This is a genomic window from Virgibacillus sp. DJP39 (genome assembly GCF_049310925.1).
GTDB lineage: Bacteria > Bacillota > Bacilli > Bacillales > Amphibacillaceae > Virgibacillus_F.
Map to the genome: position 1 here is coordinate 31330 of NZ_JBMERP010000016.1, position 16557 is coordinate 47886.

Below are 16557 nucleotides of genomic sequence, written 5' to 3' on the forward strand. Positions count from 1 at the left end.
CTCAGAATTTGGCTCTTTTATCATTTATTATCTTTCTTCTTCTTCCTCTTCCTCTTCCTCTTCCTCTTCTTCTTCTAAATTAAATTGTTTCTCCACAAAAGTATCCGTCACAAGAAAATCAATATGTTTGGTAAGGTTAACAAACTCCCCCGGTAATAATCCACCAAACTCTCCATCGATATTCAACTGCATTTTATCTTCTGGGGTTACTTTTATGCTTTTCGCCTGCGCATAAATGACATGTTTATCATCCAAATGAGTTCCTCTAACTGCTAAGCTTGCAATTCGGATGAAATCAGCAAGGTTCATTTTTTTCAGGATAATTAAATCAAAATAACCATCGTCAAACTTTGCAGAAGGTGCTAGTTTTTCAAAGCCACCGACAGAGTTTGTATTGGAAACTAAAAACAGCATGATGTCTTCATCAACAACATTTCCATCATACTCAATTTTAACTCTGGTAGGTTTAAGGGAAGGAAGCATCTCTATCCCTTTCATGTAGTAAGCAAGCTGTCCAAGCATTGTTTTAAGTTTACTTGGGACCTCATACGTGAGTTCAGTTAGTTTTCCGCCACCAGCAATATTCATAAAATAGCGATCGTTAACTCGTCCGATGTCGAGAAACATGGAATGATCCCTTAAAATAACGTCAACTGCTTTCTTTATATCACGTGGAATACATAGTGCCCGAGCGAAATCATTCGTCGTACCCATTGGGATAATTCCAAGCTTGGGACGATAATCCTGTTCTGCCAGCCCACTGATTACCTCGTTAATTGTTCCATCTCCACCTGCAGCAACTACCAAGTCATACCTTCTCTGAACTGCTGTACGTGCAGCCTTGACTGCATCGCCTTCACATGTTGTCGCGTGTGCTGAGGCTTCATATCCAGCTATTTCAAACCGTTCTAACACGTTAGGTAATTCCCTTTTAAAAGCTTCTCGTCCAGATGTTGAATTATAAATAATTCGGGCCCGTTTCATAAGGTCCCCTCCCTTAAAATAACACGTACATAGTGTTGAAAGATTAAATTTTATACCACTATTACTTCTATAGTCTATCCATAATTTAAATAATTTTGTAGCACAAACACTATCATATTCCTTTTAAGGCAATTTGAAAAGGGTTTTACATATATAATTTTTAGAGTTTTAACCGTTATGTGAGGATCAACTTTTAGTAGTTGGCGCTCAACTATTTGATCGATTGGGTCAACTTTTGATAGTTGCCACTCAACATCAAGCGAGTGTCGCTCAACTATTACCGGTTGGATTTATATTAGAGATTTCAAAAAAAGTCCGGTAAAAAGGTTTGTCGCTGTGGCACTATCTTCTCAAGTTGTTCCACCTGTTTCAATTCTCCACGAAGTAATCCCAAGTGATAATACTCCAATGGTCGCTTGTACCCTAATAAAATAGATGAAAGCTGTTGAATCGAACAATTTATCCCGTCCAGGTTATCTGAAGTTTGCATAACGGTTACTACCGTTTCCTTCCCATGTTGGGTCAACTGGTAGGTCCCAGTGTTCTCTGGCAGAAATGCATCCTCAACATGTAATACGAGTGATTCAACACCATCTATATGAAAGGAGTACTGCTTTAGGAATTCTGGCACATCAACAATTCTCGCCATAAAATAAGGCGTTTTCTTTTGATCAAATTTTGGTTCATTCAACAAAAGGGCCAGATTATCATTCTCCGGAACTATCATCTTTACCTTGTCTGCCATTGAATCATGATTTGCAATAAATTGAAGGAGTAGCTTTAAACCATTAATCGATTGATAAGCCATTTCCTCTACGTTTACCACATTTTCTTTCACATTGTAAATTATGTACGCTTCTGGTTGATCCTGATTATCATAAGCCACTGCACTATTATACTTTTCATTAAACACGCGTTGCTCCCACCATTTTTCATCCCTTACCAACGGCCCGTTAAACTGTTTTGCATATTCAGTATAAATTGTATGCAGCACTGGTGCCTCATTATGCACTCGCCTCACATAACCATTACCCTCCCAATCTCTTTTAAGCTTATCTAGAGGAATCTCATAACTTTGTTCAACGAATGCTAGTTCCCATCCATACTTGCGATAAAAAGAAAAGGAGAACGGGTGGAGAAAGGACACCGTTTGCCCATGCTCTTTCATGTGTTTTAAAGCATGGAGAAGCAGATTTTTTACATTACCCTTTCTTCGGTACTCCGGCCACGTCGCAACTGCGCTAATCCCTCCCATTTCAAATGCTTTGCCATTAATATAGCAGGATAGTGGGATCAGATGCAGTTTAGCTTCCAGCTGATTAGCTGCCATCGACCCCCAAATAATATGGCGTTTTGCTTCTTCCTGCTTTTTCAACTTTGCTTCTTCTGATAACTCATACTGAAAGGCAAATTGTGATAAAGCAAAGATTTCATCGTTGTCCACCTCAGTTAATTTCTTTATCTCACTCAACTTTATTCCCCCTACTTCTGATTATTTTTATAGTACTATTTCGGCTTGCAAAATACAAAGAGACTACCCATTGGCAGTCTCCCTGTATTTATCTTTTATTTATTTCTTCCAACAAAATTTTGTTAACCATCGGTGGATTTGCCTGGCCTTTGGTTTGTTTCATTACTTGTCCGACCAGGAATTTTATTGCACGATCTTTACCACTTTTATAATCTGTAATTGATTGTTCATTGTCATCCAGAACTTTTACAATAATATCGCGAAGTTGACCTTCGTCAGAAATTTGCACAAGTCCTTTGTCTTTAACAATCTGTTCCGGGTCTCCGCCTTTTTCCACAAGATCCGCAAATACTTTCTTAGCAATCTTGGATGAAATTGTTCCATCTTCAATCAGGCGAATCATTTTCCCAAGTCCTTCTGGAGTAAGTGCTAAATCCTGCAGCTCTTTCTGATGCTTATTCATATGTTCAAATACTGCACCCATCAGCCAGTTGGACGCTTGCTTCGCATCTGCACCCTGGGCAATGGTTTCTTCAAGAAAGTCTGCCATTTCTTTTGAATTCGTGATAACTGCTGCATCGTACTCAGGTAATTCGAGTTCGTTGACGAATCGTTTTTTTCTTGCATCAGGAAGCTCCGGGATTTGTTTCCGAATACGTTCCTTCCACTCTTCACTAATAAATGTGTGTACAAGATCAGGTTCAGGGAAATAACGGTAATCGTCTGCTCCCTCTTTCACACGCATTAATAACGTTTCTTTTGTTTTTTCATCATAGCGCCTGGATTCCTGTAAAATCTCTCCACCTGAAAGTAAAACCTTTTCTTGTCTCTTTTCTTCAAACTCAAGTCCTTTTTGTACAAAACTAAAGGAGTTCAGGTTTTTTAATTCGGATTTAACACCGAATTCTTTTTGACCAATTGGTTTAATAGACAGGTTTGCGTCACAACGCAAGGAGCCCTCTTCCATTTTACAATCTGACACGCCTGTGTATTGAATAATGTTTTTCAGTTTTTCTAAATAAGCGTATGCTTCCTCAGGTGAACTCATATCAGGTTCAGAAACAATCTCGATAAGTGGTGTCCCTTGTCTATTAAAATCGACATAAGAATAACCATCATCACCATGTGTCAGCTTTCCTGCATCCTCTTCCATATGCAAGCGGGTTATCCCGATTCTTTTCTTTTTACCATTTACTTCGATTTCAATCCAGCCATTCTCGCCAATTGGTTTATCGAACTGAGATATTTGGTAGGCTTTCGGATTGTCTGGATAAAAATAGTTCTTCCGGTCAAATTTAGTGTCACTCGCAATTTCACAATTAAGTGCCATTGCAGCTTTCATTGCAAAGTTAACAACTTCTTCATTTAACACAGGTAATACACCCGGATATCCCAGATCAATCGGATTTACATTTGTATTAGGGTCCGATCCGAACTGGTTAGGGCTTGGGCTGAAAATTTTCGATTTTGTTTTTAATTCAACATGTACTTCGAGTCCTATAACTGTTTCAAAATTCATTAGTTGGCACCTCCAAGCTGAGGCCTTTTAGTATGATAATCTGTTGCTTGTTCAAAAGCATGTGCTGTACGGAAAATTGTTTCTTCATCAAAGTGTTTTCCCATGATCTGCAGGCCAAATGGCAATCCTTTTTCAGAAAAACCACATGGAATCGAAATCCCTGGAATACCTGCAAGATTAACTGGAATGGTTAAAATATCATTGGTATACATGGTCAATGGATCATCAATCTGTTCACCAACTTTAAATGCAGGTGTTGGTGTAGTTGGTCCAATGACAACATCATACTTTTCAAATACACTCGCAAAATCGTTATTTATCAGTTTACGTACTTTTTGTGCCTTTTTGTAATATGCATCATAATAACCTGATGATAATGCATATGTTCCAAGCATAATACGACGTTTTACTTCGTCACCAAAGCCTTCACTTCTCGACATCTTGTACATATCCAGCATATTTGTTGCCTTTTCAGAACGAACACCGTAACGTACTCCGTCAAAACGAGCAAGATTTGCAGATGCTTCAGATGAAGCAAGCAGATAGTAAGTTGCTACTGCATACTTAGTATGAGGCAGGGAAACTTCTTCCCACTCTGCACCAAGTGATTCATAAACCTTGAGTGCTTCATAAATAGAATCTTTCACTTCTTTTGAAACACCTTCACCGAAGTATTCTTTCGGCACTGCAATTTTAAGTCCCTTTACATCACCTGAAAGCGAGTTTGTATATTTTGGAACATCTTTATTTACACTAGTTGAATCCATTTCGTCATGTCCTGCAATTACTTCCAGTACACGCGCACTGTCTTCTACCGTACGGGTTATCGGTCCAACTTGATCAAGTGATGAAGCGAAGGCAACCAGACCGAATCTGGAAACACGGCCATACGTTGGCTTTAACCCAACCACTCCACAAAATGCTGCCGGCTGGCGAATTGATCCACCTGTATCAGATCCAAGGGAAAATAATACTTCTCCTGCAGCAACTGCCGCTGCTGAACCACCACTGGAACCGCCAGGAACGTATTCTGTATTCCATGGATTTCGTGTAGCAGCATAGCTTGAGTTTTCGTTAGAAGAACCCATCGCAAACTCATCCATATTTAATTTGCCAATGTTAACTGATTTGGCATCGTTTAACTTCTTCACAACCGTTGCGTCATACAATGGATCGATAAAGTTGTCCAGGAATTGACTGGCACACGTGGTTCTAAGATTCTTCGTCACCAAATTATCTTTAATTCCAACCGGCATACCAAATAATAAATCAGCAGGGTCCGGACTTTCCAAGTCAAGTTGCTTTGCCTTTTCAAGTGCTCTTTCTTTATCTAAGGTCAAGAAAGCTTGTACCTCGCCGTCCACTTTTTCAATCTGGTTATAAGATTCATTCACAAGGTCAGTGACAGTAATTTCTTTGTTATGTAATTTCTGTTCAAGTTCTTTTATTGTGTAATCAAATAATGACATGGTTTCCCTCCTACTCCATCACAGATGGCACACGAAAATGTCCATCTTTTTTATCAGGGGCATTCTTAAGTGCTTCTTCCTGTGTAGTCCACTGTTTAGGCTCGTCTTTGCGAAATACATTGTTATAATCCAATACATGAGTTGTAGGCTCTATATGATCCGTATCTACTTCATTTAGACTTTCTGCATAATGGATAATTTTACTTAGCTGTTTAGTAAATTTCTCTGCTTCATCTTCCGTAATAGCAAGTCTAGCCAAATGTGCAACATGTTTTACATCTTCTTTTGTAATATCTGCCAATTAAAGCACCTCCATAAAGTAAAACCGCAAATAACTCTTCAATACACTAAATAATAGCAGAGTTGCCCGCTGATAAGCAACTAGAAGGGGAACGCACCTAGTTGGGATAGTGTGTTCACCGCTCTAAGTTTAGTTTTTTCACAAAAAAAGACCTGAGCAGCTTCCACACCACTCAGGCAAGTCATCATATAGTAATAGGGTAAAAAATATTGATTAACTCAAGCTATATTAAAAGCCTGTGTTACCGATTGAATAAATGCTTGGTTCTCTGTCGCCAGCTAGTTCTGTTGAATTATCAAAAGTAAAGAATAATCCAGCTACTAATAGAGTACCTAAAGCTGCACCTGTAATAAGTTTCTTCATGTTATCCCCTCCTTTACAGTATAGTTAATTGTTCATAGGCATAGTTAGCAAGTTTGAAATACTTGGTTGCTTCTTTGTATATGTGTAACTTCTCATAATGATCGCCAAGCATTTTGGCATATATGACAAGATTTACATAATCTTTATGTTTCTTCAAAAAAGGAATAAACTCCTGAATTAAAATGTCTTCAAAGTTTTTGTAGTCATTGTTTAGAGAATACTGGTAGGTATTAAGAATATAAGTAAATGTTTTATATTCGTCTACCTTTTCAAATTGCTTTAACAATTCAGATCCATATTGCACCATTCTCTTTGCTTCTTCAAAATTGTAAATATTGTATTGCTCTGCTAGCAATGAGGTAATTGCAGCAAGTCTTTCTATTAAATGCAGTTCCTCATCGTCAATAATTGCTGTAAAATATTTAATGGCTTCTTTAGATTCGCCCTTTGAAGAATACAAAGAACCTAAATTTTGATTTGTTAATTGAATCAATTGATTATTTTTACTTAATTTAGCAAGATGTAATGCTAAGTTAAAATTTTTCACTGCCTTATCATATACACTAATTCTACGATGTGATATACCCAACAAAATGTGACATTGTGCACATCTGAAAAAGTTATACTTAACTCTGAAAACTTCAATTGCCTTGTTCGCATACTCGATGGCTTCCAGTGTGTTTCTAAGCTTACTATGCGTGATTGCTATGGTATATTGCAGGTCAGCTACATACTCATCATCCATTGATAACTGGTTTAGCTTTTCTTCTGACAGTTTATACATCCTCATTGCCTGGGCAAACTCACTGTGAGATGAGTTGTAATTCCCTTTAAACTTATACCAGTAAAACTGGTGCAAGTTATCAAACGTATTGGAAATCTCATTCAGCTTATTTATTTGCTCTAAAGCTAAATCAAACTTTCCTAACACTAAGTAAAAGCGAACCCTGTGAATCTCAAATAGTATTAAGTTATCAGAATGAATATTTTTAAGTAGGCTTTCTAGTTCCTCGTACTTTTCCGTGATAACTTTTCTATCATTCGTTTCAAATAATAGATCATACCATTCCTGACACTTTTCTTTAATTGTGACCTCTTTATCATCATCTCGCTGTATACCGAGTCTAGTACAAAGTAAACTAATTACCTCTGAACTAGCCTCCGTCTTCTGATTCTCAATCTTGGACAAGTATGACATGGAAACGATACCCTCTGCTAAATCCTCTTGCGTCATTCCCTGTTTGATTCGTTGCAATTTAATAAACGGGCCAGTCTCCATCTATATACCCACCTTCTTGATATATTCTGATGAACTATCTTGTAAAAATTGGTATATTTATATACTACCACAATTTCAGATAATTCATATTGGGAAAGTTGAGGGGTTAAAACCTGATTTAACCCCCTAAAAACTTTCCTACTTTCCTAAATGTACGACAAAAAACCCCTTTACGCAATAAATCTTGCGAAAAAGAGGTTTTTTTGTCTAATAGGTCTAATGAAATAGACTATTATGTTTAGTCTTGTTTGTCTAGCTGTCTAGCTGTGCCTCCTAAAAGCTGCCCTCATAAGCATTGAACACTTCAGAACGCTAAGTCCGTGCGTTCTTCGATTCATTGCTTATGCGTCTGCTTTTTAACAGTCGGCTCCGCTTTTCTATCTTTTAAAACATTTCTGATGTTGTTTTACCTTGCATGTGGTGAATTAGATAGTCAGGTCCACCTGCTTTTGAATCTGTTCCTGACATGTTGAATCCACCAAATGGTTGATACCCAACAATTGCTGCTGTACAGCCACGGTTGAAGTAAAGGTTACCAACGTGGAAGTCCTGGCGTGCCTGTTCTTGGTGTGCACGATTATTTGTAATAACTGCACCTGTTAACCCATAATCTGTGTTATTTGCGAACTCAATCAACTGGTCGAAATCTTTTCCTTTTGTAAGTCCTACAACTGGTCCGAAGATTTCTTCTTGCATAATACGCGCATCATGGTCTACGTCAGCAAATACTGTTGGGTTTATGAACCAACCTTTACTGTCGTCTCCGTCTCCACCAGCAAGCAGCTTTCCTTCTTCTTTACCAATTTTAATATAATTCATAATTTTATCGTATGCACCCTGATCAATAACTGGTCCCATAAAGTGGGAGTTATCAGATGGATCACCGGCACTTAATTCTTTTGTTAATTCAGCTACACGGTCTTTCACTTGATCGTACACATCCTCATGGATAATTGCACGTGAACAAGCAGAACATTTTTGCCCTGAGAATCCAAATGCAGATTGAACGATGGACTGTGATGCCAGTTCAAGGTCTGCATCATTGTCAACTACGATTGTGTCTTTACCGCCCATTTCAATAATGGTACGTTTTAGCCACTTTTGACCTTCATGTACTTTAGCTGCACGTTCGAAAATTCGTGTACCAACATCTCGTGAACCAGTGAAGCTAATAAAACGTGTACGTGGATGGTCAACCAAGTAATCGCCAACCTCACTACCAGGGCCTGGGATGAAGTTAAGAACACCATCCGGTAGACCGGCTTCCTCGAGCACTTCTGCAAATTTATAGGCAATTACAGGAGTTGTGCTTGCAGGTTTTAACAATACTGTATTACCTGATACTATTGCCGCTGCAGTGGTACCTGCCATGATTGCGAATAGGAAATTCCATGGTGAGATAACAACACCAACACCTAATGGAATGTAGTTATATTGATTGTATTCGATAGGACGACTGTTTATTTTAACTCCATCTTTGAATTCAAGCATCTGACGACCATAATATTCAAGAAAGTCAATTGCCTCTGCAGTATCTGCATCAGCCTCTTTCCATGGTTTTCCGCCTTCTTTTACAAGATGCGCAGTAAATTCAAACTTTCGACGGCGTATAATTGCCGCTGCCCGGAAAAGGATGTCAGCACGCATTGCGGGGTCTGATTTTCTCCAGGAATCAAACTTGCTGTCAGCAACTTTCATCGCCTTTTCAGCTAACTCTTTATTCGCTTTCGAAACATACCCGACAATTTCACCTTTCTTAGAAGGGTTAACAGAAACGATCTTATCGTCTGTTGTAATGCGTTCTCCACCTATAATTAGTGGATATTCTCCACCAAGGCTAGTTTGAACCTGTTTGATTGCCTCTAACATAACTTCCTGATTTTCTTCTACTGTGAAATCTGTAAAAGGTTCGTGTTTGTACGGTACTACCATGAAAAAAACCTCCTTAAAAATTAATCAGATTACTCCTTTGAATACGATTTCATTAAAATTTTTTATCTATGGAGTATCTTCACCCATCATTCTAACTGAATTGAAATGACAGTTCAACGAATGTAACTTTTAGTGCAGAATATGGACAGTCGGGTCTTCCACGCCTGCCCTTCTATAAATTAAACTTTCGACTTTCTCACTTGAGGTTACTTTAATCTCAAGGTCAAAATCATTTGGAAACATTTCCTTTACAAGACCATATGCATACTGTGAAAAACCGATGACTTCACCTTTTCCATAAAATTCGATTGGAACTTCAAGTGTTAATTTCATAAGTTCCTCGTTCATGTAAAATCCTTCCCCGATTACACCTGTATAATTAGGGAAAAATTGTGCGACTTCATTGGTAAAACTCGAAATTAACTGTGCGTTATCTGAGTATTTGGTACTCGCTTTATCCGATGGAAATAACACATGCTCTTCCTGAATTGAATCCCAATCACCAATAGACATGTCGCTGCCTTTCACTTGAGTTTTGGCCACAAAATCACCTGGTATTGGAGTTCCTTGTGCTTCCTCACGATATATCGCAAACACAATTGGCACATCGTCAAGGCCTTCCATCTTCCGAACACGTTCGAGTATTGTTTGTGCCATTTGTTTCCCTTGTTTCAGCATTACTTCCTGGGATATCTTCTCATAGTAGGGACCGCCTGACTCTGTTTGAAATCGGTATTCTGATTTTAATGCCAATCCAATTGAAATCCCGGCTAATTCAACCGTATTATCCTTTTTCTTTTTCAGGAAATTCTGCTCCAGGATATGTGACAGATACCTTGGATTTTCCCGATAAACTTCTTCTTTTGCATCTTCTTTTACTACTGGATTTAATCCATCAATCCAACTATAGACCGTGCTCTCAGACAGTTGCTGACCTGCTTGAAAGAAATGGTTACCCGGATCGTAATACTTTTTGGAATGGCGTCTTAAACCTTCCTCCACCTGATCAATATCCAGTCTATTCCCCATTTGACCTGTGATAACACCTCGGGCGGCGCTTGGTTTGTATGGCAGTATCATTTTGTATTCTTCGTCTGAAAGCTGATAGCTGGGAACGATTGAAGGATTCTGATTTGCAGTCTCATTTTCCTTTTTTACAAGTTCGTCTTCATTAATATTCGGTGAACAGCTCGTCATAAAAAGAAGTGCACCCGTCAACCAAATAGCTAATTTTTTCACATTCCCCACCCCTTACTTTTCTAAAACTTCTCTGAGCTGTTCTTCATTCCATATGATTATCCCTAGCTGCTTTGCTTTATCCAGCTTGGAACCAGCCTCATCACCGGCGATTAGGAAATCCGTCTTTTTACTGACGCTGTTTGTTACTGAACCTCCCAATTGTTCAATGGCAGATTTGGCTTCAGACCTTGAGAAACTATCCATTTTGCCAGTTAACACAACAGTTTTACCAGAAAAAATAGTATTTTGTGCGATTTCCTGTTTTTTCGGTCCTTTATAATCCATATTTACACCGAGTTCATTCAACTCAGCTAAAAGATCGGTTACTTCAACTTCTGAAAAATACATCGCAACCGAGTCAGCCATTTTTTCACCAATTTCATCAATGCTGATTAGATCTTCATACGTTGCATGCTTCAGGCTTTCCATTGTTTCGAAATGTACTGCCAAAGTTTTCGCCGCTTTAGAACCTACAAACCGCAATCCAAGACCAAACAGTAACTTTTCCAAGGAGTTCGATTTGGACGTTTCAATTGCCTGAAGGAGGTTATGTACTGACTTTTCACCCATCCGGTCTAGTTTTAATAAATCATCACGCTGCAATCGATAAATATCCGCAATCGTGTGAATCAACTTCTCCTGGAAAAGTTGAATAATTACTTTTTCTCCTAAACCATCAATGTTCATAGCGTTTCTTGAGACAAAGTGGATCAACCCTTCTTTTAACTGGGCCGGGCAGTTTGGATTAATACATCTGAGTGCAACCTCTTCCTCTAAACGGACAAGCTCACTTCCACAGGCTGGACAGGACTCAGGCATATGAAAGGCTTTTTCTGAACCAGTTCGCTTTTCCTCTACTACACGAACAACCTCTGGAATGATATCTCCTGCTTTTTTAATAACTACCGTATCACCAAGTTTAATATCCTTAGCCCGGATTAAGTCTTCATTATGCAATGAAGCTCTTTTAACTGTCGTGCCTGCAACCTTAACAGGCTCAAGAATTGCAGTTGGGGTAATTACGCCAGTACGCCCCACGCTTAATTCAATATCATGGAGGATTGTAACAACCTCTTCTGCCGGAAACTTATAAGCAATAGCCCACCGAGGACTTTTTGCAGTGAAACCAAGTTCTTCCTGTTGGTCCAGATTATCTACCTTTATAACGATTCCATCTATTTCATAGCCAAGTTTTGGCCGTTCAGCTTCCCAGTACGTAACATATTCAATGACTTCCTCTATCGTCTCACATTTTTTCCACTCTGGATTGGTTTTTAGACCAAGCTTTTTTAAATAGTCAAGTCGTTCACTGTGTGAGGCTAGTGAACCTGCTTCCCATTCACCAACGCCGTATAAAAATATATCTAGGTTTCGTTTTGCTGCAATTCTGGGATCCAATTGGCGCAGAGATCCAGCAGCCGCATTTCGCGGATTTGCAAAAGGTTCCTCTTCATTTTCATCACGGCTTTTATTTAACGCCAAAAAAGATTTATGAGGCATAAATGCTTCCCCACGAACTTCCATGGTATTTTTTTCAGCTATGGTTAATGGAATACTTTTAATCGTTCTTAAGTTACTCGTAATGTCTTCGCCAGTTGTCCCATCGCCACGCGTTGCACCACGGATAAATTTCCCATCCTCATAGGTAAGTGACACTGCTAAACCATCAATTTTTAATTCACAAACAAATGATAGTTTAGCATCAGTCACCCCAGCTGCACGACGTTCAAAGTCACGTAAATCTTCTGCATTGAAGGCATTTCCAAGACTAAGCATCGGTACATTATGCTGTACCTTTTTAAAACCCTCCAGTGGCTCGCCACCTATACGCTGTGTTGGAGACTCTGTTGTAATAAACTCAGGAAACTCTTCTTCTAATTCACGAAGTTCCTGCATCTTTTGGTCATATTCCGCATCGGGTACACTTGGATTATCTAATACATGATATTCATAGTTATAGTTATTCAGCAGTTCGCTTAATTCAATAACTTTTTCTTGTGCCTGTTGTTTATCCACTAGTCGGGGCACCTCCTATTGTTTCGTGATTGGAGCAAATTTTGCTAATACCCGTTTAATTCCATTTGGTGCTGGGAACGCAATATCCAGTTCCATTGCTTCACCCGTACCTTGTACTTTAACGACGGTACCAACACCCCATTTTTTATGAGATGCTTTATCACCGGTAGCCCATATTTCATTTTCAGCACCCGTTGTTGTCTGCATCTTCTGTGCTTTTCGTTTGATTGGAGAAGGTGTGTCTTGAATGGTTTTGCGCTGACCAAATATAGTTGCTTTCGCTTCTTCTATACCTTCCAGAAGTTCATCAGGTATTTCACTAATGAATCGGCTCATTGGATTCATATTGGTCTTTCCAAACAATGTACGCATTTTTGCATGTGTTAAATATAGTTCTTTTTCTGCCCGCGTTATTCCCACATAAGCAAGCCTGCGTTCTTCCTCCATCTCATCTTCATCAAACATAGAACGACTGTGTGGAAACACGTTTTCTTCAAGACCGATCAGGAAAACTACTGGGAATTCAAGACCTTTCGCAGCATGAAGTGTCATTAAAGTTATCTTTTCGGTCGTCGCGTCTTCATCGTCTTCTACTTTGTCAATATCTGCAATCAGTGCCAAGTCAGTCAGAAATGTAACGAGCGTTTTATCATCCTCGCTCGTCTTTTCAAAGTCCTGTGTAACAGTTAAGAATTCTTCTAAGTTTTCTAACCTGCTTTGAGATTCAATTGTGTTTTCTCTCTTAAATGATTCTTCATATCCTGTCCGTTTAAGAACGGCTTCAACCATATCTGTAGCTGACAAAAATTCCTGTTGCTGTGACAACGATCCGATTAAGGTACCAAACTCAGATAATGCTTGAGCTGCCTTTTTTGAAACCCCTACAAAGTCAATTTCCTTCACTGTTTCAAAAAAAGAAATGTCGTGTTCCGATGCATGTGCACGCATACGATCAACTGTCGTTTTCCCTATGCCACGCTTTGGAACATTCACCACCCGTTCGAAACTAAAATCATCATGTGGATTCGTTATTAATCGTAAGTAAGCGACCATATCCTTAATTTCCTTTCGGTCGTAGAATTTCGTTCCGCCGACCATCTGATATGGGATAGTTGATTTCATTAATGTATCCTCAATAGCACGTGATTGCGCATTTGTACGGTAAAGTATCGCAATATCATTAGGCGAATAACCATGTTCACGGGTTAATTCTTGAATCTTATCTGTAACGAAAAATGCCTCCTCGTGTTCTGTACCACCTTGAAAATAATGAATGTTTTTCCCATCATCATTTTCAGTCCAAAGGTTTTTCGGTTTTCTTCCTGTATTGTTTCCAATTACTTTATTTGCCGCTGAAAGAATTGATTTTGTCGAACGATAATTTTGTTCAAGAAACACTGATTTTGCCGCAGGGTAGTCTTTTTCAAATGTTAAAATATTCGTTATGTCTGCTCCACGCCATCCATAGATAGACTGATCGGAATCACCCACAACACAAATATTCTGGAACCGTGACGCCAACTGCTTTACCAGAAAATATTGTGCATGGTTTGTATCCTGATACTCATCTACATGAATATATTGAAACCTTCGTTGATAGCCTTCCAATACCTCAGGGACTTTTTTAAACAAGTGAATGGTTTGCATGATTAAGTCATCAAAATCGAGGGCTTGATTTTTCTGTAGTGTTTTTTGATATGACACATAGACTTCAGCTATTTGACGATCGAAGAAGTTCCCTGCATTTTTGGTGTATTCCTCTGGTGTAATCAATTCATTTTTAGCATTACTGATAGAACCAAGTATTGCTCTTGGTTCAAATTTCTTTGGATCAATATTAAGGTTTTTCAGAATCTGTTTAATAACAGACAGCTGATCTCCACCATCTAAAATAGTGAAGTTTCGGTTATAGCCAATTCGGTCAATGTCCCGGCGTAAAATCCGGACGCACATTGAGTGGAAAGTAGATACCCAGATTTGTTCACTTTCCGGGCCAACTAGTTTGCTGACACGTGCCTTCATCTCTCGGGCTGCTTTATTGGTAAATGTGATTGCGAGAATGCTTCTTGGTGAGACTTCCTTTTCACTGAGCAAGTAAGCGATACGATGTGTTAATACACGAGTCTTTCCGCTTCCCGCCCCAGCCATTATTAATAAAGCTCCATCTGTCTGTTTAACTGCCTGTTGCTGTTCGTTATTTAATCCTTTGAGTAAGTCGTCCATAATATGACTCACGATGACACCACCTTAATTATCTTTTTTATTGTAAGTTCTTTAAGTTTTGTTATATTTAATTTTCACAGTTGATGAAAAGCGACGTAGTGAAAATTCTTTCGACGCCCTGCGATCGCTGCGGAAAAATCACTACGCTTTCCGCGGGCTTGCGCTGAGCCTCCTCGATCGCAAAGACCGCTCACTGCGGGGTCTCAACACTTCGCTATCCCGCAGGAGTCTTCGTGTTTTTCCTCCGCTAGCACGATGGTTTAACAGTACTGTATGGCTCACTTACTATTACGATAGTTGATTGGAGCGGAGGACCGTTGACTCCTGCGGGAACAGCACGAGTCTGAAGACCCCGCAGAGTGAATTTCTCGAGGAGGCTGAAGCCGTGCCCGCGGAAAGCAACGGTCCGCAGCGGAAAGAAACATAGCAGTTACGTCGCATTTTATAGAATTTGTGTCATTTTAGAAAACAGCCTTATTATATTTTTATTCTGTTCTAATGCTCTTAAGATTTTGCAACGGCTTTTACCGTTTTAAGTGCTTTTTTCAGATCTGTATAAATAATGTTTCCAACTACAACTGCATCTGCATGTTCTTTCATTTCAGCTGCCTGGAAGTTATTTTCAATTCCCCCACCATAAAAAAGCAATGTATTATCCAACTGCTCCTTTACTTTTTTCACAAGCGCCGGATCCCCGTATGTACCACTGTACTCCATGTAGAATATCGGTAAGTGAAAAACATGCTCTGCCATATATGCATATGCAGTCACATCTGCATCATCAGGCATGTAGCTGTCCGTGTGTGTAAAGGCTTTTGCATTTTCGTTTAACATACAATAACCTTCTACAAAAATTTCGTCCCAGTCCATAATATCTTTATATTGTTTAATGGCCTGATGCTGGATATCCATCACCCATTTTTTATCACGGCTATTCAAAACCATCGGAATGAAGTAGTGATCAAAACCAGGTGTGATAGCTTCCAAATTGGATATTTCCAAAATGCATGGAACCGTGTACCTGCGAATACGTGACAACAAGTCTAACACTCCATCCAATGTTACATCATCAGTTCCACCAACAATAATTGCGTCTGTACCTGATTCACAGACCTTGTCCAAGTCTTCATCCGAGATTTCTTTTGCCGGATCAAGCTTAAATATATGATTAAACTCATTCAATAAATTTTTCAAGGTAACTAACCCCCATGCTTATATTCCATTATTTCATTATAGCAAAAAACTGTGGGTGAATTTAGGATAAAGTGTATATTTTTATAAAAAAATCTATGTGGGCGGCTGAATGTGCTTTCTAAGCTGGAAGTCGAGGGGGGATATACAAAGGGTTGTGGCCGCGATGGAACGGGATGAAGGTCGATTTCCCGTCGCTCGTTGTCAATAATATAAAAAAAATAAAAATATCACAGCCATAATCAGCTGTGATTAAACTTTTACTCTTCTTCTGATAATCGATCGAGCACTAGTTTGTATCCATCACTACCATAATTAATGCAGCGTCGCACTCTTGAAATTGTTGCGGTTGATGCTTTGGTTTCTTTTTCAATCAAATTGTACGTTAGTCCCTCTGATAGCATCTTTGCTACCTGCAGCCTCTGTGCTATGGAATGAACTTCACTCATCGTGGTGATATCATCAAAAAACTGATAGCATTCTTCGCGATTATTCAAGGAAAGAATCGCATCAAAAAATTGATCTAATTGCTTGCCGCGTAACTTATCTATTTGCAAGTTGATCCCTCCC

General features: G+C 39.1%; 13 protein-coding genes. All 13 read right to left on the bottom strand.

All coding sequences use genetic code 11. The features are described 5' to 3' along the window. Nucleotides 1-27 precede the first annotated feature (27 nt). Nucleotides 28-984 carry a diacylglycerol kinase gene (locus ACOI1D_RS07640; RefSeq protein ID WP_422500591.1) on the bottom strand — a complete coding sequence of 319 codons (957 nt, stop codon included), beginning with the start codon at nt 982-984 and terminating at the stop codon, nt 28-30. 304 nt (nt 985-1288) lie between these two features. Then, the gene (locus ACOI1D_RS07645) at nt 1289-2455 is read right to left on the bottom strand and encodes a GNAT family N-acetyltransferase (RefSeq protein ID WP_422500593.1); all 1167 of its coding nucleotides are present in this window, start codon (nt 2453-2455) and stop codon (nt 1289-1291) included. Between the two features lie 88 nt (nt 2456-2543). After that, nucleotides 2544-3974: an Asp-tRNA(Asn)/Glu-tRNA(Gln) amidotransferase subunit GatB gene (gene gatB / locus ACOI1D_RS07650; RefSeq protein ID WP_422500595.1), complete on the bottom strand. Its 1431-nt coding sequence runs from the start codon at nt 3972-3974 to the stop codon at nt 2544-2546. Continuing rightward, nucleotides 3974-5443, bottom strand: coding sequence for an Asp-tRNA(Asn)/Glu-tRNA(Gln) amidotransferase subunit GatA (gene gatA, locus ACOI1D_RS07655; protein WP_422500597.1), 1470 nt, complete (start codon nt 5441-5443; stop codon nt 3974-3976). The genes gatB and gatA overlap by 1 nt, the downstream gene beginning before the upstream one ends. Nucleotides 5444-5453: 10 nt before the next feature. Continuing rightward, complete coding sequence (gene gatC, locus ACOI1D_RS07660) at nt 5454-5744, bottom strand: Asp-tRNA(Asn)/Glu-tRNA(Gln) amidotransferase subunit GatC (RefSeq protein ID WP_422500599.1); 291 nt, start codon at nt 5742-5744, stop codon at nt 5454-5456. A gap of 228 nt (nt 5745-5972) precedes the next feature. Further along, the gene (locus tag ACOI1D_RS07665) at nt 5973-6107 is read right to left on the bottom strand and encodes a hypothetical protein (protein WP_422500601.1); all 135 of its coding nucleotides are present in this window, start codon (nt 6105-6107) and stop codon (nt 5973-5975) included. A gap of 13 nt (nt 6108-6120) precedes the next feature. Beyond that, nucleotides 6121-7386, bottom strand: coding sequence for a helix-turn-helix domain-containing protein (locus ACOI1D_RS07670; RefSeq protein WP_422500603.1), 1266 nt, complete (start codon nt 7384-7386; stop codon nt 6121-6123). Between the two features lie 384 nt (nt 7387-7770). Further along, complete coding sequence (gene pruA / locus ACOI1D_RS07675) at nt 7771-9318, bottom strand: L-glutamate gamma-semialdehyde dehydrogenase (protein ID WP_422500605.1); 1548 nt, start codon at nt 9316-9318, stop codon at nt 7771-7773. A 129-nt stretch (nt 9319-9447) separates the two neighbouring features. Further along, entirely contained in the window at nt 9448-10557 is a 1110-nt protein-coding gene (locus ACOI1D_RS07680; protein WP_422500607.1) for a CamS family sex pheromone protein, read from the bottom strand. A 12-nt stretch (nt 10558-10569) separates the two neighbouring features. Next, nucleotides 10570-12573, bottom strand: a complete 2004-nt coding sequence (gene ligA / locus ACOI1D_RS07685) for an NAD-dependent DNA ligase LigA (RefSeq protein WP_422500609.1) — start codon at nt 12571-12573, stop codon at nt 10570-10572. A gap of 15 nt (nt 12574-12588) precedes the next feature. After that, a complete protein-coding gene (gene pcrA, locus ACOI1D_RS07690) occupies nt 12589-14796 on the bottom strand; it encodes a DNA helicase PcrA (RefSeq protein ID WP_422500634.1) in 2208 nt (735 codons plus the stop codon). 504 nt (nt 14797-15300) lie between these two features. Then, nucleotides 15301-15990: a heptaprenylglyceryl phosphate synthase gene (locus tag ACOI1D_RS07695; protein ID WP_422500611.1), complete on the bottom strand. Its 690-nt coding sequence runs from the start codon at nt 15988-15990 to the stop codon at nt 15301-15303. A 257-nt stretch (nt 15991-16247) separates the two neighbouring features. After that, on the bottom strand, nt 16248-16544 hold the full coding sequence (locus tag ACOI1D_RS07700) for a YerC/YecD family TrpR-related protein (protein ID WP_422500613.1): 297 nt from the start codon (nt 16542-16544) through the stop codon (nt 16248-16250). Nucleotides 16545-16557 lie beyond the last annotated feature (13 nt).

Bases quoted from the DNA above. Each gene is read 5' to 3' on its own strand.
- gatB (WP_422500595.1), bottom strand. From the start codon at position 3,974: ATGAATTTTGAAACAGTTATAGGACTCGAAGTACATGTTGAATTAAAA.
- ACOI1D_RS07665 (WP_422500601.1), bottom strand. From the start codon at position 6,107: ATGAAGAAACTTATTACAGGTGCAGCTTTAGGTACTCTATTAGTAGCT.
- pcrA (WP_422500634.1), bottom strand. From the start codon at position 14,796: ATGGACGACTTACTCAAAGGATTAAATAACGAACAGCAACAGGCAGTT.
- gatA (WP_422500597.1), bottom strand. From the start codon at position 5,443: ATGTCATTATTTGATTACACAATAAAAGAACTTGAACAGAAATTACAT.
- ACOI1D_RS07670 (WP_422500603.1), bottom strand. From the start codon at position 7,386: ATGGAGACTGGCCCGTTTATTAAATTGCAACGAATCAAACAGGGAATG.
- ACOI1D_RS07640 (WP_422500591.1), bottom strand. From the start codon at position 984: ATGAAACGGGCCCGAATTATTTATAATTCAACATCTGGACGAGAAGCT.
- pruA (WP_422500605.1), bottom strand. From the start codon at position 9,318: ATGGTAGTACCGTACAAACACGAACCTTTTACAGATTTCACAGTAGAA.